The sequence below is a fragment of the Hymenobacter daeguensis genome (genome assembly GCF_054780555.1).
Window position 1 is genome coordinate 295331 of sequence record NZ_BAAGWC010000002.1, and the last position, 23358, is coordinate 318688.

General features: G+C 63.1%; 20 protein-coding genes and 2 tRNA genes. 8 read left to right on the forward strand and 14 right to left on the reverse strand.

The window, feature by feature from the left end:
- Positions 1 to 125: 125 nt before the first annotated feature.
- Both ACYVHT_RS04875 and ACYVHT_RS04880 read right to left on the reverse strand, forming a co-directional pair.
- Complete coding sequence (locus tag ACYVHT_RS04875; RefSeq protein WP_460549061.1) at positions 126 to 869, reverse strand: LOG family protein; 744 nt, start codon at positions 867 to 869, stop codon at positions 126 to 128.
- A gap of 353 nt (positions 870 to 1222) precedes the next feature.
- On the reverse strand, positions 1223 to 2452 hold the full coding sequence (locus ACYVHT_RS04880) for a Glu/Leu/Phe/Val dehydrogenase dimerization domain-containing protein (RefSeq protein ID WP_460548560.1): 1230 nt from the start codon (positions 2450 to 2452) through the stop codon (positions 1223 to 1225).
- 300 nt (positions 2453 to 2752) lie between these two features.
- Here ACYVHT_RS04880 and ACYVHT_RS04885 point away from each other — a divergent pair, with 300 nt between their 5' ends.
- Positions 2753 to 3019, forward strand: coding sequence for an ArsR/SmtB family transcription factor (locus tag ACYVHT_RS04885; RefSeq protein ID WP_460548562.1), 267 nt, complete (start codon positions 2753 to 2755; stop codon positions 3017 to 3019).
- A gap of 58 nt (positions 3020 to 3077) precedes the next feature.
- Here the strand turns inward: ACYVHT_RS04885 and coaE are convergent, their stop codons facing one another.
- The 8 genes from coaE to ACYVHT_RS04925 all read right to left on the reverse strand — a co-directional run bounded on the left by coaE (position 3078) and on the right by ACYVHT_RS04925 (position 9359).
- Positions 3078 to 3683 (reverse strand): dephospho-CoA kinase, encoded by a 606-nt coding sequence (coaE, locus tag ACYVHT_RS04890; protein ID WP_460548564.1) that lies wholly within the window; start codon positions 3681 to 3683, stop codon positions 3078 to 3080.
- A gap of 4 nt (positions 3684 to 3687) precedes the next feature.
- Positions 3688 to 4404 carry a YbbR-like domain-containing protein gene (locus tag ACYVHT_RS04895; RefSeq protein WP_460548566.1) on the reverse strand — a complete coding sequence of 239 codons (717 nt, stop codon included), beginning with the start codon at positions 4402 to 4404 and terminating at the stop codon, positions 3688 to 3690.
- 3 nt (positions 4405 to 4407) lie between these two features.
- Positions 4408 to 4734, reverse strand: coding sequence for a preprotein translocase subunit YajC (yajC, locus tag ACYVHT_RS04900; RefSeq protein WP_460548568.1), 327 nt, complete (start codon positions 4732 to 4734; stop codon positions 4408 to 4410).
- Between the two features lie 12 nt (positions 4735 to 4746).
- Positions 4747 to 5256: a DUF1573 domain-containing protein gene (locus ACYVHT_RS04905; protein WP_460548570.1), complete on the reverse strand. Its 510-nt coding sequence runs from the start codon at positions 5254 to 5256 to the stop codon at positions 4747 to 4749.
- Positions 5257 to 5382: 126 nt separating this feature from the next.
- Positions 5383 to 6381, reverse strand: coding sequence for an isocitrate/isopropylmalate dehydrogenase family protein (locus ACYVHT_RS04910; protein ID WP_460548572.1), 999 nt, complete (start codon positions 6379 to 6381; stop codon positions 5383 to 5385).
- A 116-nt stretch (positions 6382 to 6497) separates the two neighbouring features.
- The gene (locus ACYVHT_RS04915; RefSeq protein WP_201977990.1) at positions 6498 to 6809 is read right to left on the reverse strand and encodes a YtxH domain-containing protein; all 312 of its coding nucleotides are present in this window, start codon (positions 6807 to 6809) and stop codon (positions 6498 to 6500) included.
- 137 nt (positions 6810 to 6946) lie between these two features.
- Entirely contained in the window at positions 6947 to 8143 is a 1197-nt protein-coding gene (gene nusB / locus ACYVHT_RS04920) for a transcription antitermination protein NusB (protein WP_460548574.1), read from the reverse strand.
- Positions 8144 to 8267: 124 nt separating this feature from the next.
- A complete protein-coding gene (locus ACYVHT_RS04925; protein WP_460548576.1) occupies positions 8268 to 9359 on the reverse strand; it encodes a Glu/Leu/Phe/Val dehydrogenase dimerization domain-containing protein in 1092 nt (363 codons plus the stop codon).
- Positions 9360 to 9633: 274 nt separating this feature from the next.
- On the opposite strand from ACYVHT_RS04925, the gene ACYVHT_RS04930 reads away from it, so the two are divergent.
- Together ACYVHT_RS04930 and ACYVHT_RS04935 are read left to right on the forward strand one after the other, a co-directional pair.
- Entirely contained in the window at positions 9634 to 11418 is a 1785-nt protein-coding gene (locus ACYVHT_RS04930; protein WP_460548578.1) for an ABC transporter ATP-binding protein, read from the forward strand.
- A gap of 68 nt (positions 11419 to 11486) precedes the next feature.
- Positions 11487 to 11882 carry a VOC family protein gene (locus ACYVHT_RS04935; protein WP_460548580.1) on the forward strand — a complete coding sequence of 132 codons (396 nt, stop codon included), beginning with the start codon at positions 11487 to 11489 and terminating at the stop codon, positions 11880 to 11882.
- Between the two features lie 143 nt (positions 11883 to 12025).
- On the opposite strand, the gene ACYVHT_RS04940 is transcribed toward ACYVHT_RS04935, so the two are convergent.
- A complete protein-coding gene (locus ACYVHT_RS04940) occupies positions 12026 to 12505 on the reverse strand; it encodes a T9SS type A sorting domain-containing protein (protein WP_460548582.1) in 480 nt (159 codons plus the stop codon).
- A gap of 188 nt (positions 12506 to 12693) precedes the next feature.
- Here ACYVHT_RS04940 and ACYVHT_RS04945 point away from each other — a divergent pair.
- The 4 genes from ACYVHT_RS04945 to ACYVHT_RS04960 all read left to right on the forward strand — a co-directional run bounded on the left by ACYVHT_RS04945 (position 12694) and on the right by ACYVHT_RS04960 (position 14712).
- Positions 12694 to 12767, forward strand: a tRNA-Pro gene (locus ACYVHT_RS04945).
- 108 nt (positions 12768 to 12875) lie between these two features.
- Positions 12876 to 12949 (forward strand) — tRNA-Pro (locus ACYVHT_RS04950).
- Positions 12950 to 13081: 132 nt separating this feature from the next.
- A complete protein-coding gene (locus ACYVHT_RS04955; protein WP_460548583.1) occupies positions 13082 to 13816 on the forward strand; it encodes a hypothetical protein in 735 nt (244 codons plus the stop codon).
- Positions 13817 to 13980: 164 nt separating this feature from the next.
- Positions 13981 to 14712: a hypothetical protein gene (locus tag ACYVHT_RS04960; protein ID WP_460548585.1), complete on the forward strand. Its 732-nt coding sequence runs from the start codon at positions 13981 to 13983 to the stop codon at positions 14710 to 14712.
- Positions 14713 to 14717: 5 nt separating this feature from the next.
- Here ACYVHT_RS04960 and ACYVHT_RS04965 read toward each other — a convergent pair whose 3' ends face one another.
- Positions 14718 to 15236, reverse strand: coding sequence for a hypothetical protein (locus tag ACYVHT_RS04965; RefSeq protein WP_460548587.1), 519 nt, complete (start codon positions 15234 to 15236; stop codon positions 14718 to 14720).
- A gap of 99 nt (positions 15237 to 15335) precedes the next feature.
- Positions 15336 to 17165, reverse strand: a complete 1830-nt coding sequence (locus ACYVHT_RS04970; protein ID WP_460548589.1) for an ABC transporter ATP-binding protein — start codon at positions 17163 to 17165, stop codon at positions 15336 to 15338.
- A gap of 553 nt (positions 17166 to 17718) precedes the next feature.
- On the opposite strand from ACYVHT_RS04970, the gene ACYVHT_RS04975 reads away from it, so the two are divergent.
- Entirely contained in the window at positions 17719 to 18417 is a 699-nt protein-coding gene (locus ACYVHT_RS04975) for a hypothetical protein (protein WP_460548591.1), read from the forward strand.
- A 388-nt stretch (positions 18418 to 18805) separates the two neighbouring features.
- On the opposite strand, the gene ACYVHT_RS04980 is transcribed toward ACYVHT_RS04975, so the two are convergent.
- Positions 18806 to 23269, reverse strand: coding sequence for a DUF7948 domain-containing protein (locus ACYVHT_RS04980; protein ID WP_460548593.1), 4464 nt, complete (start codon positions 23267 to 23269; stop codon positions 18806 to 18808).
- Between the last annotated feature and the right edge of the window lie 89 nt (positions 23270 to 23358).

The window sequence follows — 23358 nt, forward strand, 5'->3', positions numbered from 1 at the left end:
GCGGTAATAAATAACAACCGCCGCAAAGCTACCCAGCAAAAAGGCCGCTTCGTGAGAAGCGGCCTCAATCCAAAAGCATTCACAGATAATCGGCGTAATCCGTTAAATCTGCAGAATCCGTGGTCCTAGAAGTTCGGCGACAGCAGGTACTTGTGGTAGAAGTCGTCGATGATTTTCACGGCCTCGCTGGCATCGTCCACAATCTGCACCAGGTTCAGGTCTTCGGCCGAAATGTTGTGCTCCTCGTGCAGCATCACGTCCTTAATCCACTGAAACAGGCCGTTCCAGTAGGCCGAGCCCACCAGCACGATGGGAAAGCGGCTGATTTTCTTGGTCTGAATCAGCGTCATGGCTTCAAACAGCTCATCGAGCGTGCCAAAGCCGCCGGGCATGCCCACGAAAGCCTGCGCGTACTTCACAAACATCACCTTGCGCACGAAGAAGTAGTCGAAGTTGATGCACTTGTCCTGGTCGATGTAGATGTTGTGGGTCTGCTCGAAAGGCAGCTCAATGTTGAGCCCCACCGACTTACCGCCCTCGGAGCGGGCTCCCTTGTTGCCGGCTTCCATGATGCCGGGGCCGCCGCCCGTGATAACGCCGTAGCCGTGGCGCACCAGCTTGGCCGCGATTTCTTCGGCCATCTGGTAGTATTGGTTTTCCGGCTTGGTACGCGCCGAGCCGAAGATGCTCACGCACGGGCCGATTTTGGACATCTTCTCGAAGCCCTCCACAAACTCGGCCATTACCTTGAAAATCTGCCAGCTATCGGCGATTTTAATCTCGTTCCAGTCCTTGTCCACAAAGGCTTTGCGCAGGCGCTGCTCGTCTTCCAGGGCCATGGCGGTTTCGCCGTTGGCCGTCTGGCGCATCTCGGTGATGGACGTGAGCTTGTCGTCGTTTACGTTGGGCTGCTTAATGGTTTTGCCGCTACCGGCATTCAGCAGGTCGTCAGCAACTTTGGTCTTGCTGGTTTTGGGTTTTTTCAAAGTAGACATGTTGTTCAGTTGGGAATTCCTACAAAAACAAAATCGCCCCGGAAGCGGGGCGACCAAAAGTAGGGCATCAAAGTTATCGAATTGTTACCAAATAAAAATGCCTTACAAAATGTGGAGATGGGAAGATGTGGGAAACGAGGAAATGCAATGAGTAAGCCAGTCATTACGGACTCACCCATTACATCTCCCACATCTCCCACATTCTCCCATCTCCCATATTCAACGGCTTACACCAGCTGCCGCAGCGCCATCTCGAACGAGCGCTGCGCAATGCCCGTGGGCTGCGCATTCTCGGCGTGCGTGCGCTCCAGCGCCCCGCCGATGATGCGCGACGTGTCGGCAAAAATGGCCTGGTCGGTGATTTCGGCGCCGGTTTCCATCAGGTAGGCAAATACGCGGGCCATGCCGCAGTTGGCAATGAAATCGGGGATGACGGCCACGCGCTCATCGGCAAACACGCCGGTGGGGCCGAAGAAGATTTCGGGGTCGGCAAACGGCACGTTGGCCCCGCAGCTGATGACTTTGAGGCCACCGGCCACCAGCTGCTCCACCTGCCCGCGCGTGACGAGGCGCGAGGCCGCCGCCGGAATAAAAATCTCGGCACCCATGCCCCATACCTTCTCGTTCACTTCCTCAAACGACAGCAGGTTGTCGGCCGTCAGGGCGTTGCCCTTGCGGGCCAGCAGCAGCTCCCGGATTTCCTCCAGCCCGAAGCCTTCCGCGTTCAGCAGCCCCCCGGCCCGGTCGATGATGCCCACGATGCGCACGCCCTGGCCGGCCAGGTAGTAGGCCGCCGCCGCGCCCACGTTGCCCCAGCCCTGAATGATGGCCCGCTGCCCGCGCAGGTCGGTGCCGGGCCAGAGGCGGTAGTAGTGGCCCACGGCCTCGGCCACGCCGTAGCCGGTGATGAGGTCGGCCACGGTGTATTTGCGGGCCAGATTAGGCGAAAACGAGGCGTCTTCCACCACTTTCACCACGCCCTGCCGGAGCTGGCCAAGCTTCTGAATCTTCTGGGGCTCAGTGGCGCGGTAGTGGCCGTTCACCACGCCTTCCTGCGGGTGCCAGAGGCCGTATTCTTCGGTGATGGCGATGACTTCGTGAATTTCATCCACGTTGAGGTCGCCGCCGGTGCCGTAATAATTTTTCAGCAGCGGAAACACCGCGCGGTACCAGCGTTCCAGCACGCCGCGCTTGCGGGGGTCCTGCGGGTCGAAGTTGATGCCCGACTTGGCCCCGCCGATGGCCGGGCCCGATACGGTGAATTTCACTTCCATCGTCTTGGCCAGGCTTTCCACTTCGCGTTTGTCGAGGCCCTTGCGCATGCGCGTGCCGCCGCCGGCCGCGCCACCCCGTAAGGAGTTGATTACTACCCAGCCTTCGGCTTCGGTTTCGGCGTCTTTCCACTCAAAGACAATTTCGGGGCGCTTGTTTTCAAACTTTGTGAGCAGGTCCAGCATTAGGCAATCAGAAAAAGGAAAACCTGCCAGCCGGCAGGGCCACAAAGGTAGGTACAGACCCGAAGCCGGGGCGAAATTGGCAAATATTCGAAAAAATGAATAAAAAATGATAAATATCTAATTATATTGGGGATGTTAAACCCCTTTACCCCTATTTTGCGTATTGGTTCCGGAACTACCCCAGTAGTACCGATGTATTGCACTTATTCTACTCTTCCATTTCTCTCTTCACTTTTTATCGATTTCATGAAACCATTGCATTCGCGTGTAGAAGCGCAACAGTTGGACCGTGCCGCGGCTATGCTCAAGGTTCTCTCTCATCCCAAGCGACTGGCTATTGTTGACCTCCTCGGCAAAACCAAAGGCAAAGACAGCCAAATGTCCGTTACTGATATCTATCAGGCCCTCGACCTGCCCCAGGCCATTGCCTCCCAGCACCTCATTACCCTGAAGGACCGGGGCGTGCTGAAATCCAGCAAAATCGGCACGAAGATTTACTATTCGCTGGCCGTACCGCAACTGCTCAAGGTGATTGACACCCTCGAAGATTACTCGGGTCGGATTTAATCCACTGGATTGATTCGAAAAGAAAAGGCTGCTTCGTGAGAGGCAGCCTTTCTTTTTTCTAAGCCGCTGGTGCGGCGCTGAACGCAGCGTGTAGCGCCAGCACCTGCGGCAGCAGCGGCAGCACGTCGTCGTTGGTGAGGATGTAGTCGGCGCGCTGCATTTTCTCTTCCTCGCTCATTTGCTTGGCCATGATGGCCTCTACATCCAACGCCGAGCGGTGCGGGTCGCGCAGTAGCACCCGCGCCGTGCGCACCGCCAGCGGCGCAAACACGGTGATGATGCGGTCGAGCTGCTTGTACGAGCCGGCTTCAAACAGCAGGGCCGCCTCCTTGAGAACATACGCGTGTCCGGCCTGCTGCTGCGCCGCTGCCCAGCGCTCAAAGTCGAGGCCGACGTGCGGATGCACCAGGCCGTTGAGCTGGGCCAGCAGCGGTGGGTTGTTGAATACCGTGCCGGCCAGCGCCGGCCGGTTGAGCCGCCCGGCCTGGTCGTATGTCGTCGGGCCAAACGCAGCGATGAGCTGCTGGCGCAGCGCCGGGTCATGCTCCATCACCCAGCGGGCGCGGGTGTCGGCATCGTAAACAGGGGTGCCGAGGGCGTGAAACAAGCGGCTGGCAATACTTTTGCCCGAGCCAATGCCGCCGGTGATGCCAATGCGTAGCATAGCGTTAGTGTGAAGTAGTGGCGCGGTGCCGTCGGCTGCGCGGCTGCGAAACAGGTGTCAGGCTGATGTGCACCGACGATACCGTTGCCCGCACCCGTGCGGGCAAAATAATTGGTACTTCCATGTCTTCATCGGCGCTGGCGGCGGGCAAGGCAACAGGGTAAGGGCTGGGCAACGAATTGACCAGCGTAGCCGGCCCCCGAAACGTGACGGCGGCCGGCGAAAAAATGGCTTTGTAGCGCCTGGCCGAATCGGCGGGCAGCCCCAGCGGCAGCCGCCGGCTGATGCAGCGGTCGAAGGTGAGGCGCAGGGTATCACCGGCCCATTCGGTTACCTGCACGCCTTCCAGCGCGTTTTGCAGGCTCTGGTGCCCGCTGGCGGGCAGGTAGCGGGTGCCGGGGCGCGACACCGGCCGTAGGTCGGCGGGGTGGGTGCCCCAGCCCATATTGGCCCGCAGCAAGCGCCAGCCCTGGCCCGTAACGACGACCGGCAGCGTGGGCGGCAGCGGCCGCAGCGGCACGTACCGCACGGAGTCGTAGTGCCAGTGCAGCGGAAAGTTGATGTGCGTGGTGTAGGTTTTGTTCAGGGCATTCATCTGCCAGAACACGCCCGCTGCCAGCAGGCAGGCCGTGATGGCCCGGTAAAAACTGGTTTCCTGGCCGGCGAAGGGCCGCACGAACCAGCGCACCAGCCGGCCCGCCCGAGTCAGCGGCCCCTGCATGGCTTAGGAAGCAGTCGGCGTGTCCGACGTAGCGGCCTTGGCGCCCACCTCGCGGGCAATGGCGGAGCGGTCGAAGCGCAGCTTGGTGCCCCGGTCCACTTCCACTACCACGGTGTCCTCGGTCAGGTCAACGACCAGCCCGTGCAGGCCGCCGATGGTGACAATGCGCGAGCCCTTCGTGAGCGCCTGCCGGAAAGCTTTGGCATCGGCCGTGCGCTTCTGCTGGGGCCGAATCATAAAGAAATAAACCACCAGGCCAATGGCAATGGGGAAGAGCAGCTGCATGTATTCGCCGCCGCCGCTGGCTTGAAGCAAGAGAGTCAACAACATGAGGGAGAGGGCTTAAAGCGGCTTCTTGGCGTCGTCGGTCAGAACGTTGCCCTTGATAACGATGGTGGTGATGCTGGGCTGGGTGTTGGCCCGCACGGCCACCTGCTTGTTGATGATGCCCTGCTTGCCCTGGCTGTCGAACTGCACTTCCATCTTGCCCTCGGCGCCGGGGGCCACGGGCTCTTTGGTCCAGCTGGGGGTGGTGCAGCCGCAGGAGGCGGTAGCATCCTCAATCAGCAGCGCCGACTTGCCGGTGTTGGTGAACGTGAACGTGTGACGCACCTTGCTGTTGGGTTGAATATCACCGAAATCGAACTCTGCTTCGGCGAATTTCATCACCGGCGCATTGGGGTTCGGCGCCTCGTTGTCGCTCACCACGTTGGGGTTGTCCACGGTGGGGTTGGCCGCGTCGGAGGTAACGGTGGCGGCGGCATTCATGCCTTCGGCCCCGGCTTCGGTTTTCTTATCGTTGTTGCAAGCCGCCAGCAGGAGGGTGGCCGCTACGAGAATCGGGTATTTCATACTGTTAGTAAGATGTCTTCTGTCATTCTGAGCGGAGTGAGGGACACCATCACGCATGATACCTAACGTGAGAAGGTCCTTCGCTGCGCTCAGGATGACAAAGGGACAATAAAAGTTGCCAAAGAATTACAGCTTGGCAATGATGTGCTGGGTGAACTCGCTGGTGCTGGCTTTGCCGCCGAGGTCGCCGGTGCACTCGTCCTGGTTCAGGAGCGTGTCTTCCAGGGCCTTGTCGATTTGGTCGGCCTTGACGTGCTCGCCGAGGTGGTGCAGCATCATGATGGCCGAGCGCAGGATGGCGGTGGGGTTGGCTTTGCCCTGGCCGGCAATGTCGGGAGCGGAGCCGTGCACGGCTTCAAAAATGGCCATGTTGTCGCCGATGTTGGCCCCCGCCACCACGCCCAGGCCGCCCACCAGGCCGGCGCAGAGGTCCGACAGCAGGTCGCCAAACAGGTTGGTGGTCACAATCACGTCGAACTGTTCGGGCTTGCCCACCAGCTGCATGCACATGTTGTCGATGATTTTATCCTCGAACACAATCTGCGGAAACTCCAGACTGGCTTCTTTGCAGGCGTTGAGCATCAGCGTGCCCGCCATTTTGATGATGTTGGCCTTGTGGGCCAGCGTCACCTTTTTGCGGCCGTGCCTGACGGCGTACTCAAAGGCGGCGCGGCAGATTTTGCGCGAGCCTTCCACCGTGACGCGGGCAATGGCATCGGCAATGCCCAGGCGCTCGTCCCAGGTTTCGAGGCCGGAGTACAGACCTTCGGTGTTTTCGCGGAACAGCACCAGGTCGATGCCTTCGTAGCGGGTTTTGATGCCCGGCGTGGTTTTGCTGGGGCGCACGTTCTGGTAGAGGTCGTACTTCTGGCGCAGCGTCACGTTGATGCTGCGGAAGCCTTTGCCCACCGGCGTGGTAATCGGCCCTTTGAGGGCCACCTTATTCTTTTCCAGCGACTTGAGCAAAGCAGTCGGGAGCAGCTCGCCCGATTGGTCGAACGTGGTCTGACCAGCATTCTGCTCTTCCCACTGAATGGGCACTTGCGCGGCAGCGAAAATATCGGTTACCGCTTTCGTGATTTCGGGGCCTATGCCATCGCCGGGAATAAGGGTTACTACGTGCATCTTGTTGATATAATGAGTGAATGGGTGAATGAGCGAATGAGTGAATGGGTGGATGAGCACAAGCTGTCACGCTTTCTCATTCACCCATTCACTCATTCGCTCATTCACCCATTGGATTAAGCGCCTTTACGGGAGTTGATTTGGTTGATGAGCTGGTCCACGTCGCCGAGCAGCTGTTCGGCTTTGGATTTGGCATCGGAAATCACGCGCTGGCCTTCGCTTTTGGCCGACGACTGGCCCACGCCTTCGCGGCTGGTCACGAGGCTGTCGGTGAGGTCGGCCAGCACGGAGCGGTATTTCTCCAGCTGGTAGCTGAGCCAGGAGCGGGTTTCGGTGCCGGGTTCGGGGGCATAGAGCAAGCCAAGGGCTGCGCCGGTGAGGGCGCCGCCCGCGAAGCACAGGATGCCGGTGGTGGTTTTGCTAGCCATGGTTATCGGAAGAAGGTGAGTAGGTGAGAATGTTTTCAGGCCTGCGTACGCAGAAACGCGGCTGCAGATGCAAAAGTGGCTATATCGGCCCAATGTTCAGCCGCCGGCCATAAAGTTGCGGCCTGGCCCGCCCTTTTTTATTGGTTGTCCAGCAGGCCGCGGCCCGATTTGCGAATGTCGCCACTGGCCGCCAAATCCGTGGCCAGCTTGTCCAAGATGCCATTGACAAACTGCTTGCTCTTGGGCGTGCTGTAGAGCTTGCTGATTTCAATGTACTCGTTGATAGTGACTTTCACCGGAATGCCACGGAAGAGCTGCATCTCGGTAAGCGCCATTTTCAGGATGATTTTGTCGAGCAGCGCCACGCGCTCCACGTCCCAGTTCTGCACCGAGCCGGCGATGAGCTTCTCCATCTTGTCGTCTTCGATGAGCGTTTGCTTGTAGAGCGTTTCGGCAAACTCGCGGTCGTCCTGCCAGTTGGCCGATAGGTTCATCAGCTCTTGGGTTTCGGTGGCGGCGAAGGGCAGCATTTTCAGCGTCTTCAGCACCAGGTTGCGCACGATGGGCCGGTTTTCCTCCCAGTTCAAATCCGCCGCCTCAAGCTGGCGCGGCAGGGCTTCGCCCTTGAACACGAAGTCCTTGTAGATGTGGCGCAGAATTTCGAGGTCGGTGTCGTAGTCCATTTCGGCCTCGTCGGTCGGCTTGCCGCTGAGGTAGGCGAGGATGGTTTCGTCGGCCTTCATTTCCTGCCAGGCAGCGGCGAGGGCTTCGAGCTCCTCGGCCCCTTCCCAGGCCAGCTTCCGGCGGATGGTGAGGCCTTGCAGCTGCTCGTTGGCCATCAGCTTGGCAATGGCCTTGTTCTGGTGCAGGCGGCTGGTATCCAGGGCGTTTTCGCTCGGGCCCAGGCGGCGGCGCTCCTCGCGGCTCTGCTCTTCTTCCAGCACGCCCAGCAGGGCCTTGGGCAGGTTGAGCAGGTGCAGGTACTGGTCGTGGATGCTTTCGGCACCCACCAGCAGCTGGCCGGCGTAGAATTCACCGTCCTTCTTCACCTGGTTCTGAAAGGAGTTGATGGCGTCGGTCACGGCCTTGTCCACGGCTTTGTCGTCCGTTGTCGAGGGCGCGGTGCCGGTGCGGTACCAGTCGCGGAGCTGGGCTTCGCCCAGCTTGCGCTGGCCCTCCAGCTTGCGGCGGTCGGGGGCCTCTTTGGCCGTCAGGTCGGGCTCGAAAGCAGCCGCGATACGGTCCTGCGCCAGCAGAAAATCGGCTCCCACCGCCTGGTGGTAGGAGTAGAGCGACTGCATGACTTTGATACGGAGGAGGCGGCGGTTGAGCATGGGTTTTTAATTATGAATTATGAGTTGTGAATTATGAGTTAGGATTATGAATCAGTTGAATATGAGTTAGCTAATGGCTCTCACTAGCCAACTCATAATTCATAACTCATAATTCATAATTCCTTTAGTAGGTCGACTTCACCCGGCCCACGTTGGCGATGCGCTCCTTGGCCTGCCGGATGGCGGCGGCCTGCGGGTGCATGCCTTCGGCTTCGGCGCGGGCCAGAACCTGGAGGGTGAAATCGTAGATTTTTTCGGTTTGGGTGAGGGCGCCCTGGCGGCTGGCGCCGGTTACCTCAGAATACACGTTGATGAGGCCGCCGGCATTGATGAGGAAGTCGGGAGCGTACACAATGCCGCGGCGCACCAGCTCGGGGCCGTGCTGGTTCTCGTTTTTGAGCTGGTTGTTGGCGCAGCCGGCCACCACCTGGGCCTTCAGGCGCGGAATGGTGTCGTCGTTCAGCGTGGCACCCAGGGCGCAGGGCGAGTAGATGTCCATGTCCTGGTCGTAGATGTCGTCCAGGCCCACGGCGGTGGCGCCGAAGCGGTTGGCGGCATCTAGGGCGCGGTCTTCGTAGTAGTCGGTCACGATGAGCTTGGCGCCTTCTTTCTGCAGGTGCTCGAGCAGGTAGGTGCCCACGTGGCCCGTGCCCTGCACGCCAATGCGCTTGCCGGTGAGGCTCTCCGAGCCGAAGGCCTTTTTAGCGGCGGCTTTCATGCCCATGTACACGCCGTAGGCCGTCACGGGCGAAGGGTCGCCGCTGCCGCCCATGCTCTCGGGCAGGCCGGCCACGTGGGTGGTTTCCATGCGGATGTACTCCATGTCCTTGGTGGTCATGTTCACATCCTCGGCCGTGATGTACTTGCCGTTCAGGTTCTTCACGAAGCGGCCGAACTTGCGGAGCAGGGCTTCGGTCTTGAGCGTGGCGGCGTCGCCGATGATGACGGCCTTGCCGCCGCCCAGGTTCAGGCCCGAGATGGCGGCTTTGTAGGTCATGCCGCGCGAGAGGCGCAGCACGTCGTTCAGCGCTTCGGCGTCGGAAGCGTAGTGCCACATGCGCGTGCCGCCGAGGGCCGGCCCGAGCACGGTGTTGTGGATGCCGATAATGGCCTTGAGGCCCGTCTCGTGGTCGTGGCAGTACACGACTTGCTCGTGCTGGTGCTCAGCAATCTGGCCGAAAATCGACTCAGGGGCGACAACTTGGGTTTCAATCATGGGAAATGAATTGAAGGTTGGTGGGAATTGTGGGAATGGATGGTTGGGAACAGTGCGGCGTAACTTTGTTGGGTCTTATACCTATACGGAAAAACAAGAACGTCATGCTGAGCGCAGCCGAAGCATCTTTACCTCAGCGCTAAAAATTATTTAGTTGCGCGGTAGAGATGCTTCGGCTGCGCTCAGCATGACGGGCTTTCTGAATGGGTGCTTGGCCTTTCAAGCCGCAAAAGTACCGCTATTTTCCCGAACCGGTTCCTCCTCCGCTATGCCCGTGCGCGCCTTATCCGCTGTTAACCCGTTCATCTTCCGCTACAAGTGGCATTTCCTCGCCGGGGTGCTGTTTGTGGCGCTGAGCACTTTGCTGGCCATTTTTCCGGCCCAGCTGGTGCGCTACGCCTTCGATTTGGTGAATGAGGGCATCGACCTCTACCACCTCTATGCCGGCACGGAGGCGCAAAGCGGCGTGTATCAGCTCTTTGGGCGCAACGTGCTGTTCTACGGCGTGCTCATTATTGCGCTGGCGCTGGGGCGCGGCATCTTTTTGTTCTTCATGCGCCAGACGCTCATCGTGATGTCGCGCCACATCGAGAACGACCAGAAAAACCAGATTTACCAGCACTACCAGTCGCTGCCGCTCAGCTTCTACCGCCGCCACAGCACCGGCGACCTGATGTCGCGCATTTCGGAAGACGTGAGCCGCGTGCGCATGTACCTCGGGCCGGCCATCATGTACTTCCTGCAGCTGGTGCTGCTGTTTCTGCTCATCGTGCCGCTCATGCTCATGGTGAACGTGAAGCTGACGCTCTACACGCTGCTGCCGCTGCCCATTCTGTCGGTCAGCATCTTCTACGTCAACAACCTGATTGAGCGCAAGTCCGACGAAATCCAGCGGGCGCTGTCGGGCATGACGACTTTTGTGCAGGAAGCTTTCTCGGGCATTCGGGTGCTGAAGTCTTTTGTGCGCGAAGCCGATTCGCACGAGCAGTTTGCCAAAGCCAGCAACGACTACAAGGAGAAGTCGCTGAGCCTGAACTTCGTGAACTCGCTGTTTTTTCCGCTCATCCTGTTCCTCATTGGCCTGAGCACGCTCATCACCGTGTGGGTGGGCGGGCAGGAAGTCATTCGCGGCACCATCACCACGGGCACCATTGCCGAGTTCCTGATTTACGTGAACCTGCTCACGTGGCCGGTCACGGCGCTGGGCTGGACGTCGTCGCTGGTGCAGCGGGCCGAGGCCTCGCAGGCCCGCATCAACGAATTCCTGGACCAGAAAACCGACATCATCTCGCGCCAGAACGTGGAGCGCGAGCTGGCCGGCGACATCGTGTTCGAAAACGTGTCGTTCACTTACCCGGATACCGGCATCCAAGCCCTGAAAAACGTGAGCTTTCGCGTGCGGCCGGGCCAGACGCTGGCCGTTATCGGCAACACCGGCTCGGGCAAAAGCACGGTGGCCGCGCTGCTCTGCCGCCTCTACGACGTAACGGCCGGCGACATCAAGGTGGATGGCGTGGACGTGCGCGACTACTCGCTGCGGGCGCTGCGCGGCCAGATTGGCTACGTGCCACAGGACGTTTTTCTCTTCTCCGACACCATCCGCAACAACATCAACTTCGGCCTCGACGAGCCCGACGAAGCCCGGATGCTGCAAGCCGCCAAAGACGCCGACGTGTACGACAACATCCTGGCCTTTCCCGAAGGCTTCGACACCAAAGTGGGTGAGCGCGGCATTACCCTCTCCGGCGGCCAGAAGCAGCGCGTGAGCATGGCCCGTGCCTTGGTGAAGGAGCCCAAAATCCTCATCCTCGACGACTCGCTCTCCGCCGTCGATACCAAGACGGAGAATGCCATTCTTGGCAGCCTCCAGCGCATTATGGCGGCCCGCACCAGCCTCATTATCTCGCACCGCGTGAGTTCCGTGAAGCTCGCCGACGAAATTCTGGTGCTCGATGACGGCGTGATTGTGCAGCACGGCACCCACGACGCCCTGATGGCCGAAACGGATGGGCTGTACCGGGCGCTGTACGAGCGGCAGCTGCAAACCGAAGAAGCGTAGCGTGGACTTTTGTCCGCGACCTAAATTCCAACCCACTCGCGGACTAAAATTCCGCGCTATTGCCCCACATGTCCCAACGTCTCGCCCTCGTCACCCTGATTGTCCGGAATTACGCCGAAGCCATTGCTTTCTACACCACCGTGCTGGGCTTTCGCCTGGATGCTGACCTGGATATGGGGGGCGGCAAACGGTGGGTGGTGGTTACCCCGCCCGGCCTGGCTGGCGGGAGCGGCCTGCTGCTGGCCGAAGCCAAAACCGAAGCAGAAAAAGCCGCCGTGGGCCGGCAGGGCGCGGGCCGCGTCTGGCTATTTCTGTACACCGACGATTTTTGGCGCGACTATCCGGTGCTGCAAGGCCGGGGACTGAAGTTTCTGGAAACGCCCCGCAGCGAAGCCTATGGCCACGTTGCCGTATTCGAAGACCTGTACGGCAACAAGTGGGACCTCCTGGAGCCGTTGGGGTAGGGGCGGGGCTTGCCCCCGCCCGTCGTTGGATGGAACCGGTATCGCAGTGCGAACGGCGGGCGGGGGCAAGCCCTACATTAGTCTGAATAAAAAAGGGCCGGCACGCGTAGCGCACAGGCCCTTTTGCATTGCCGTTGACTTAGCTACTGCCCAATCATGACGCGGCGCATGCCGGTTTTCTCGTAGGCGGTGCAGCGCACAATGTAGGCGCCGGCCGGCAGCTGGCTCACGTTGAGCACGGCGGGCGTCTGGCCGTTCATCATGGTGTGGGTGATGACGGGGCGGCCGCCGCCGTCGGTAACTTCCACGCGGGTGGGGCCGGGATTGTCGGTTTTCACGGTGAGCTTGCCGGCCACGGCATCCGCTTTCACCTTGATGGCGTTGGGATTAGCAGCCGGAGTTTCGGGCGCCGGGGCAATGAGGGCCGCGCCGGATGGTGTGGTGGCCGGGGCGGCGGCCGGAGTTGGAGCGGCTACTACGCCATTGGGCAAAATGGCTTCTTCTTTTGCGGGCGCAGCGGCAGCGGCGGCTGGCGCGGGGGCACCCGCCGCGGCCGTGGGCTGGGCATGGGCGGCGGCCAGACCTAAGGTGCTGGCCAGCACGAATAGTAATAACTTTTTCATAAGTAGGATAAGAACGGGATGGAGTAAAATGGCTACTGTAAAGCTAAGCAATTCTGGGGCCGGTTGGCTGCAAAAGTACCCGGGGGCGGGGGGGAGGCCCCGGCGACAACGCTTTTTGCAAAACTTTATTTGCCCCCGGCTTGCACAGGAATCAAATAAAACCTTACCTTTGTCGCTCCAATACCAATCGGGGTGTAGCGTAGCCTGGTATCGCGCCAGCATGGGGTGCTGGAGGTCGTAGGTTCGAATCCTGCCACTCCGACGGAAGAGCAGCCGCTCTCTCAAAAGCCTCCGAACTTCCGGGTTCGGGGGCTTTTTTCGGCCGCTTAATATTGGAACAAGAAAACCAGTCGCCCCATCGGCTGGCTTTCGGGGTGTAGCGCAGCCCGGTAGCGCGCGTCGTTCGGGACGACGAGGCCGTAGGTTCGAATCCTGCCACCCCGACCCGAGAATCAGAAGAGGCCCGTTCCACTGCTGGAACGGGCCTCTTCCGGTTTTAGCCAGGGGCTATACTCTGAGCGGGGAAAAGGCGTTAGGTTCGCGGTTTCATTTTCACCCCTTTCCATTTTCGCTTCAATGAAAAAACTTTTTCTTCTCTCGCTGCTAGCTGCTACCGTCGGCACGAGCCATGCCCAAAGCATTGCGGCGGGGACCATCTCGCTCACTGGCAACATTGGGTATTATCGCTCTACCAACACGAGCAGTAGCTATTACAGTACCGGCAGCGGTGCTGGCCGCATTGGCTACACGACTGAGGCGACAAATAGCCAGTTTGGAACAGCAGTGTTGCCGGCCTATTTCGTGGCCGATAATCTGGCCATCGGCTTAAATCTGGGCGTTAACACCACCAGCAGCACACAGAAAACAACCTATACCAATAACACCGGCTTTCCCTCCCCTACTTCGCTGCCCGACCTCGACCCAAACAAAAGCGTACGGCTGGGGGCGTTTGTGCAATACTATAAGTTTATCAGCGAGCAGTTTGCGCTGATAGGAACCCTGGGCGGCGGCTATCAGCATTCCAAGTCGTACGCCTACAGCAGTACTGGCAGCAGTATGCCGGTTGCCACGACTTTCACCGGCAACGGCTATTATGCGGACCTGACGCCGGGTATCGCATTCTTTCCCATTCCTAAAGTTGGCATCAGCGCCTCAATGGGGGCGTTGGCATTTAGTCATTCAAGTAATAAGTTTCCAGAAACTGCGGGTAGCACACCGCCTGATAACTATGAAAATTCTTCCAGCAGCTTCGGTGCGGCCTTTGGGTTCGACCATCTGAGCTTTGGGGGCACGTATTATTTCGGCCGGTAATGCGGCCTTCGAAGCTGTCCTGATGAAATCCCCGGCCACAAAGCCGGGGATTTTTCTTTGGCCGAAGGCATCACGAATCAGTGCGCAGCCGGGGTTTTCAGCAACTTCATAAAAATGCCATAGTAAGTAGCTTATATTCACGTAATCACCCTTCCCACCCCGACATGAGAAACACGATTACGCTACTGGTGCTGCTGGGCACCGTGCAGGGCCTGAGCGCTACGGCGGCGCGGGCGCAGTGCCACGCGGTTTTTGCGCCGACTTTCTACGCGCACCATTCGTCCCATTGTCATTGCCACAGCCGCGACTCCTGTGCGGTGGACAAGCCGTTGGTGCCCGGGCGCTGGGGCGGGTACATGGGCATGCTGGGGCTGGCTGACCGGCGCGGCCACCTCTACGCGGGCGGCGACATGGCGGGCTACTACTGGCTGGGGCCGCGCTGGGCATCGGGCTTGCGCGGTAACATCACCGGCAAAATGCCTGTTGGGTCGGCTTCGGAAACTTACATGGGGGCGCAGCAGCCGTTGGTGGACCAATACGGCATTACCTGGACCAACAACCTGCTGCTGCTCGACCAGGCCCGGTGGCGGGTGATGGCGCTGGCCGGGGCGGGCGTGGGTGGCGTGCGCCTTTATGACAAGGCGGTGCAGGTGCCCACCAAGGGCGGCTGCGGCTGCACCTCGGCGCAGCAAGTGGCTTCGGCCACTGCGCCGGTGACGGAGGTGGGCCTGGCCGCGCTCTACAAGCTGAAGGGCGCCGATGCGCCGTGGCTGACCTTACGGGGCGAATACCGCACCTGGAATGGCTCGGCTCCTTTTGGCCTGCCCCAGCAGTTTTCGAGCTATCTGGTGAGCGTGGGCGTGAGCCTGCCCGATGCGCCGCCGAAGCGGAAGTAGCGGAGTTACTTCAGGCCAATCAACACTTCGGAAGTGTCATCGGCACCGAAGCGTTCGAGGTAGAAGTTGCCGCGCTGGGGAAGCTTCTGCTTTTTGATGGCCTCGAAGGCGGCGGGGTAGAGGTGGTTGGGGGCCAGCAGGTAGCTCACGCCGGTGAGGCGGGCGGCCAGCACGCGCTGGCCGGCGGGCACCACACGGTAGCGGAAGCCGGCGGGCAGGGCCTGCGTGGTATCGGCCACGGCCAGGCCGATGAAGGCGCGGATGGTGTCGTGGGCGGTTTCGGGGTTGTTGAGGTAGAGGTTGGCGAGGTCGCCGTGGAGGCGGGCCTGGGCGTCTTTGGCCTGGCGGAACAGCTGGCCGAAGGCGTCGCTGTTGGGCGGGCCGTGGAAGGGCCGGGCGGCCAGGTAGAGCGGCGCGGCGGTGGTTTCGAGGGTGATGGTGGGGGTGCGGGTGCCGCCGAGGTAAACGTAGGTGCCGGCCGCGGCGGCGGTGAGCAGGATGATGGCGAGGAAGAGGTAACGCATGACGCTTCGCTTAATGAAGAATTAAGAATGAGGAATGAGGAATTATTGGACGGCAATTCTTCAGTTCTGATTCTTCGCTTGATAATTAAGAAGGAGGACCTAAGAATTATTGGACGGCAATTCTTCATTCTTCATTCCTAATTCTTCATTGAGCGCAGCGTCCACTACAACGTACTGCATGCGGTAGAGCTGGGCGTAGTAGCCGTTTTCGATGCGCAGCAGCTCCTCGTGGGTGCCGGTTTCCTTGATTTCGCCTTTGTCGAGCACGATGATTTTGTCGGCTTTCTGGATGGTGCTGAGGCGGTGGGCGATAACGAGCGAGGTGCGGCCCTGCATCAGCTTTTCGATGGCGGCCTGGATGAGCTCTTCGGTTTCGGAATCGACGGAGGAGGTGGCTTCGTCGAGCACGATGACGCGGGGCTGGTACACCATGGCGCGCACGAAGCTGATGAGCTGGCGCTGGCCCACGGAGAGCGTGGCCCCGCGCTCCATCACGGGGTAGCCGAGGCCGTTGGGCAGGCGCTCGATGAAGCGGCGGGCGCCCACGAGGTCGGCGGCGGCCCAGATTTGGGCATCGGTGATGGCGCGGTTGCCCAGCGTGATGTTGTCGCGGATGGAGCCGGCGAAGAGGAAAACGTCCTGCAGCACCACGCCAATCTGGCGGCGGAGCAGGCTGAGGTCGTAGTCGCGCAGGTCGCGGCCGTCGATGCAGATGCTGCCGTCCTGGATGTCGTAAAAGCGGCTCAGCAGGTTGATGATGCTGGTTTTGCCGGCGCCGGTGGCGCCCACGAAGGCGATGGTCTGGCCGGGCTTAACGTGGAAGCTGATGTCTTTGAGCACCCAATCGGGCTCGTTGTAGGCGAAGCGGACGTGCTTGAACTCCACATCGCCCTGGATTTCGGCGGGGGCATAGGTGCCGGTGGGGGCTACCAACTCCTGGTTGTCGAGGAGCTTGAGCAGGCGCTCGGTGCTGACGAGGCCCAGCTGCAGGGTGTTGAACCGGTCGGCAATCTGGCGGATGGGGCGGAAGAAGAGGGCGTTGTACATGATGAAGGCGATGAGCGCGCCCTTCGAGATGGAGCCCTCAATCTGGCCCTGGGCGGCGTACCACACCAGCAGGCCCACGCCGATGGCGCCCAGCACTTCGGCCACCGGGAAGTAGATGCTGTAGTAGAGCACCGAGCGGATGTTGGCCTCGGTGTGCTCCTTGTTGATGGCGGCGAACTTGCGGTACTCGCGCTCCTCGTTGTTGAAAATCTGGACCACGTTCATGCCCGTGAGGTGCTCCTGCACGAAGGAATTGAGCTTGGCCACGGCCGTGCGCACGTCCTGAAACGAGCCCTTGATTTTCTCCTTGAACACGTAGGTGCTGAAGAGCAGCGGCGGAATGACGGACAGGCTGATGAGGGTGAGCCGCCAGTCAATCCAGAACATGAAGGCCATGATGAAGAGCAGCTGCAGAATGTCGCCCACCATGGCCGCCAGGCCCTCGCTGAAGACGTCGGAGAGGGTTTCGACGTCGGAGATGTTGCGGGTGACGAGCACGCCGATGGGCGTCTGGTCGAAGAACTTGAGCTTGAGGCTGAGCAGGTGCTGGTAGAGGTCGGCGCGGATGTCGCGCACGATGTACTGGCCCAGCCAGCCGCCGTAGTAGGTCTGCAAATAGCTCACGCCGGCGTGGGCCACCAGCAGCACCAGCAGCAAGAGAAACATGGAGTTGAGCCCGCGCATGTCGCCCTGCTCAATGCTCACATCGACCATGCGCTGGATGAGGAAGGGCCGCAGCGTGCCCAGCACCGCCGTGGCAATGGTGAGCACAATGAGGCCGATGAACACGCGCCGGTAGGGGCGCACGTAGCTCAGCAGGCGGCGCAGCACGGTCCAGTCGAAGACCTGGCCGGTTTTGGGGGCGGAAGTGGTGGGGTCCATAGGTGGGGCAAAGGTCGGGAAGAAATGGCGGAGCGGCCGGGTTTTGCTGGCGCGCGCCAGCGGGGCGTACGGGTTTTGCTGGCGCGCGTCTGTGACGCGTGCCGACTGGTGCGGTGGGCGGGCAGGGCGGTTCGCCTGCGAGCCATAGGCTCGATGCCAGTCGGCACGCGTCGCAGACGCGCGCCAGCGGGGCGCCAACGGGGACGCGCGCCAGCGGGGCGTACGGCCCGGAAGTCAGGACATACCATCCGCAAGTCGGGTCGTAGAGTCCACAAGTGTGGTCGTAAAATCCGGAACCTTCCTCGTAATACCTGCGAACTTGCTTGTGCAGGCCGCAAGCCAGCTCGTACGGTCCGGAACCTCGCTCGTAAAGCCCGCAAGCTTGCTCGTATAGTCCGGAACTCGGGTCGTTGAGGCCGGAAGCTGACTCGTACGGGTGGGGGAAGCGGGTGGCAAGGGGGTGGTGGGAAAGTGCCTTAAAAGCACTACACTTGCGGCGGGCCAGGGTGTTCCTGGTCAGCACGTTCTTCTTTTACCTTTTTTACCCATTCGCATGAATGCCCAACAAGAAAAGCAGGTTGCCATGACGACGGTCCTGGTCAAGTTTATTGCCGACAACGCGGCCGGTTTGGCGGTGAGCGGCGTGGCCGCGGCCGAAGCCGCTGACGTTGCCCCGGCCTACGAGCGACTCACCGACGCCGTGGGCCGGGCCGCCGTCGACACCAAGCCCGTGACCGGGCAGGCGGCCACGGCACAGGCGGCACTGGCCGCCGCGCTGCCGGCGCTGCTCGGCCCGCTGCGCAGCATTGCCACCAAAACCCAGGATGCCGACCTGCTGGCCCGCACCACGCTCAGCGCCGCGCAGCTCAGCAAAATGCGTCCCGAGGAGCTGCGCGACGTGAGCAAGGCCCTCTTCGACGTGGCCGACGCCCACGCCAAGGAACTGGCCGCTTACGGCCTCACGGCGCCGGTTCTGGCCCAGCTGCGGGCGCTGCACACGGCCTTCGTGCCCACGGTGCGCAGCACGGCCTCGCTCATCGACCAGCGCGGCCAGGGCAACCAGAGCATCGACGAGCTGCTGCTGGCCCTCATGCAGCAAGTGTATGAGCTGGACAAGCCGATGGAGGTGTTCCGCTTCCTCAACCCCAGCCTCTACGCGGCCTACAAGCGCGCCCGCTACGTGGGCAAGCGCGGCGGCAAGGGCGGCAAGGGCGGCAGCGACTCGGGCAGCGGCCCGGGCGGGAGCCTGTAGGCAATAGCGTGATAGAAGCAAAAAAGCCCGCCAGGTATTCCTGGCGGGCTTTTTTGCACGGCCTTCGGAAAGTGCGGTGTAGGGGCGGGGCTTGCCCCCGCCCGTCGTTGACTGGCATCGACAGGATGGCGCAGCCGTCCGGGCGGGGGCAAGCCCCGCCCCTACGTTGTTCGATAAATACACTGACCGCGCAACAGTGCAGCTACCTAAAAAAGCCCGCCGGCTAGTGCTGACAGGCCTTTTTAGGTAGCTGCGCTATTTTCTCACTCGGCCCGCACCAGCAGCTTGCCGGTCGCTCCTGGCCCGGCGCTGGTGCTGAGGCGCACGGCGCGGCCAGCTGCGGGTAGAGCTGCAGGGCTTCGGCTCCGGCGTGTAAACAGACAAATACTTACCGCACAATCTCCACCCAGCCCTTCACCCGCGTGCTGCCCTCGGTGCCGCCCAGCAGGTAGTAGTAGAGGCCGGCGGGCAGGCCCTCGCCGCCCCACTCGTTGTGGTACACGGCGCTCTCGAACACCTGCTGGCCCCAGCGCGAAAACACCTGCAGGCGGCCGGGGCAGCCCCCGATGCGCGGCGCGAAGGTGTCGTTCTGGTGGTCGCCGTTGGGCGTGATGATGTTGGGGACGATGGCCTGCTGCACCTCTACCGGCAGCAGCGCCACCTGCCGGGCGCAGGGGCCCGGCGTACCCATGGCAGGGGGCAGCGCGGCCTGGGCCTGGTAGCGCCCGCCGCTGAGGTAGGTGTGCTCGGCCACGGCCCCGCTGGCCGGAGCGCTGCCATCGCCAAAGTCCCACTGCACCTGCGCGGCGGCCGGGCCGCTGGCCTCGAAGCGCACCAGGCGGGGCGCAACGTTGGTGCCCGAGCAGTCGGGGGCCGACCACCGGGCCGCGAACGTGGGCTCGGCCGGCACCGTGACGCGGTAGGGGGCCGCGCCGCAGCCGCCCGGCAGCGTGTAGGTGAGCACCGAGGTGCCCGGCGTGCGCGGCGGCGTAAACGTGCCGGCCGCCGTCACGTTGGGGCCGCTCCAGGTGCCGCCGGCCGGGGTGGCCCGCAGCCGGAAAGGCGTCTGGTCGAGGCAGAGCACCGTGTCGGCGGGCAGGCGGATGGCCGTGAGCTCCGTCACCTCCGCAATGGTGGTGGCCACGAGGGTGCAGGTCATAAACGGCACCGTGTAGGTGATGACGTGGCGGCCCGGCCCGGCCTGCGCCGGGTTGAAGCGGTTGCCCACCACGCCCGGCCCGCCAAAGATGCCGCCGGCCGGCTGGGCCGTGAGCACCTCGCCGTGGGGCGGCACCCCGGCGCAAAAGCTTTGCGAAGGAATTGAATCGATGCTCACCAGCGGCGGCGCGGCCACCTCCACCCGCAGCGTGCCGGTGCCAGGGCACTGGCTGGGGTTGGTAGCAGGTGGCGACGTGTAGGAAAGCGTCTGCTGGCCAATCAGGGCCGGGCTGGGCGTGAAAACGTAGCCCGTCGTGGCATTGCCCGAAATGCCCGGCCCCGTCCAGGTGCCGCCAGGCGGGCTGGCCGACAGCCGCTGCGGGCCGGCTGCCGGGCACATCAGCGTGCGCTGCGCGCTCAGCTGCACCGTGCCCGCCGTGAGGCGCACGGTCCGGATAGCCTTGGCCGGGCACTGCGCGGTGTCGATGACCGCGCCGGTATAGAGCACGCTCTGCGACCCGGCCAGGGCCGGGGCCGGGGTGAAGACGAAGCCCGTGGCCAGCGAGCCCGTCACGCCGGGGCCGCTCCAGGTGCCGCCGGCCGGCAGGCCCCCGCGCAGCCGAAACGGCGCCCCCCCGGCGCACAGCGCCGTATCGGGCGGCACCGTCACCGAGCCCGCCACCGGCCGCACCCGCACGTGCAGCGTGTCGCGGGCCCCGTCGCAGCCCGGCGAGCCGTTGAAGGAATACACCAGCGTATGAAACCCAATCAGCGGCACGCTGGGCACAAACGAATAGCTGCCCGCGCTGCTCATCACCACGCCGGGGCCACTCCAGGTGCCGCCGGCCGGCAGGCCCCCCAGCGGCTGGGGCGGGTCGTTGGCGCACACCACCAGCGGCGGGCCGGGGTCCAGCACCCGCAGCCCCAGCACCGTGATGGTGACCGAGGCCAGCGCCGCGCAGCGGCCCGTCGAGTTGCTGCCCGGCAGCACGTAGCGGATGAGGTGGCTGCCCGGCCCGGCCAGCACGGGGTCGAAATAAGGCGCGGTGCCATTCACCACGCCCACGCCCACAAACACCCCGCCGGCCGGCGTGGCCAGCAGCGGAACGGTGGCGGGCGGCGGCCCCTGCGGCTGCATGCAGATGGTGGTGGGCGGCGTGAGCATGCGGGCGCGCGGCTGCGGCAGCACCGTGATGCGGCGGATGCTGGTGCCCGCGCACAGCCCCGTGAGCGGACTCGCGTAGGTGAGCACGAAGGTGCCCAGCCGGGTGGTATCGGGGGTGAACACGTAGCCCGAGGTGGCATTGCCGGTCACCAGCGGGCCGCTCCAGGTGCCGCCCGCCGGCGAGCCGCCCAGCGCAATGGGCCCCGAGCGGGCGCAGATGGTGAGCGTATCGGGCCCGGCCGGGGTGCTGCCCGCCGTGAAGGCAAACGTGAAGGCCGCGTTGTTGCAGTGCGCCGAGCCGTTCACCGGGCTGTAGTAGTGGGCTCCTGCGGGAATGGGCAGGCCGGCCCCCGTGCCCTGGTTGCAGGCGCACATGGCCTGGTAGAGCGTGCCCTGCGGGTCGAAGCGCGAGGTGCCGCCGTCCACGTGGTCGTCGGCCGAGGTGCCGAAGAAGGTGGCGTAGTCCAGCGCGCGGGCTCCGTCCGAGAGCTGCATCAGGTAGAAGTCCATGCCATCGGAAACGGGCTGGAGAGAATTGTTCGTCACGTCCAGGCCCAGGGTCGAGCCATTGTTGGGGTCGAGGCCGCCGCCCCAGCCGGCCAGAAACAGCCGGCCGTAGCAGTCCACTTCGAAGGCAGTGGGGGAGATGTCGGGCACGCTGCCCCCCGTGCCAAACACGGTGCTGAAGCCCGCCGTGCGGAGGTCGGCGGCCAGCTGCTGAATGAACTGGTGGCCCCGCGCCCCGGTGTAGAGGCCGCTGGTCCGGTTGGGCCAGGCGGTGGTGAGGGTCTGGCCCAGCACGTACACCGCGCCGCTGCCGTTGCGGCGCACAAAATAGGCCTGGTCCTGGCTGGGCGAGCCCAGGTAGGTGCTTTGGGTGAGGGCGCCACCGGCCGAGAGCCGCGTCACAAACCCATCGATAACGCCCCCGAAAACCGGCTGGTAGCCGCCCGCCGCCGCCGACAGGTTGGGGCTGGTGGTGCCGCCGGCCACAAACAAATTGCCGGTGTCGTCGCGCTGCAGCGAGTAGGCGGCATCGGCCCCAGAGCCGCCCACGAAGGTGGTCCAGCGCACCCGGCTCAGGCTGGAATCGAGGCTGGTGACGAGGCCATCGGTGAGGCCGCCCCGGTAGCCCTGGCCGGTGGCCGCGCCGGGAAAGTTGGCCGAGCCGGTGGTGCTGGCCACGTAGAGGTTGCCCTGCGGGTCGAAGGCCAGGTCGCCCCGAAAGGCATCGCCGTAGTTGTAGCGCAGGTTGGGGGCGGGCGCGGCGGGGTCGAGCAGGCCGTCGTTGGCCGAGCCGCCCAGGTAGGTGCTGGCCCGCAGCTGGCTGCCGTTGGCGCTCAGCCGGCTCAGAAACAAATCGGAGCCATTGGCCAGCACGAAGGCCGAGCCCACGCCATACGGCGCAATGCGGCTGCCGCCCTGAAAGGTGCGCGTCGCGGCCCCGCTCGTGGTCGGGTAGTCGGTAGAAGACGTGGTGCCCAGCAGCGTGAGCTGGCCCCGGGCATCTACCAGCAGGCTGTGCGGAAATTCCAGCCCATTGCCGCCCAGGTGCGTGGCCCACACCCGCGCCGCCGCGCCGCTCACGCCGGTGTTGAACTTCATCAGGGCGATGTCGGTGCTGGCGCTGAAGGAGGTCTGATACGCGCCCGGCGTTACCGGGTAGCCGGGCTCAAACACCACCCCGGCCGAGTACAGGTTGCCGGCCGCATCGGAAGTGCCCGCAAATCCCCAGTTTTCCACCGTCGAGCCGGTGTAGCTGGCAAACCCGACCACCGGGTCAATCACCAGCGGGCGGCGGCGGTCATAAGCCCCCACCCGAAAGCCCACTTCGTTGCCGCGCAGCTCGAAGGCGCAGGCCACCGGCTGGCGCTGGCCGCGGGCATCGGTCTGCCAGGCCTGGGGGTGCTGCTCGGTGAGCGGGCCGGCGGAGGTACGCACCAGCAGGTGGCCGGTGGCGGGGTCGAGGCGCAGGGCATCGGCGCCCTGGTAGCGCAGGCGGGCGCGGGCGGGGCTGGTCCCGGGCGCCAGCAGCAGGTCGTACTCCAGCTGATGGGCGGCGTTTTCGTGCAGCACGAGGTCGGTGCCGGGCCAGAGGGCGCGGTAGCGCAGCTGGCGAAAGGTGCGGACATCGGCGGCCCAGCGCCTGGGGTCGTTGCCGCGCAGGTAGTGCTGGCGGCCGGCGGCCGGGTCTTCGGGCTGCAGGCTCGCCGTGGGGTCGGGCTGCACAAATTCTACGCGCAGGCAGTGGCTGGGCAGCTGGTCGTTGAACCCGGGCGCCGGGCTGGCAGGCTTCGCGCCGGCCCGGTGGGGGGCGTGGTCGGGCAGGCCGCTCACCAGGGCGTAGGTCAGGCCGGTGCTCTCCGCAAACAGCCAGGCCCCGGTGGCAACGTGCGCGCCGTAGCGGGCGCGGGCGTCCCACTGGCCCTTGTTCTCATTAAACTCGATGGTGCGGGCTGCTTCCTGCGCCCGGGCGGGCCGGCAGAAGAGCGTAACCAGCAGCAGCAACAGGGTAGGTGTTGAACGCATAAGCAAGCCGTTGGAAAGGAAGGGGATAAGGCCGGCCGCACCGCGCAAAAACAGTGCCCCGCTCACCCCCGGTATCCGCAAGCTAGCGC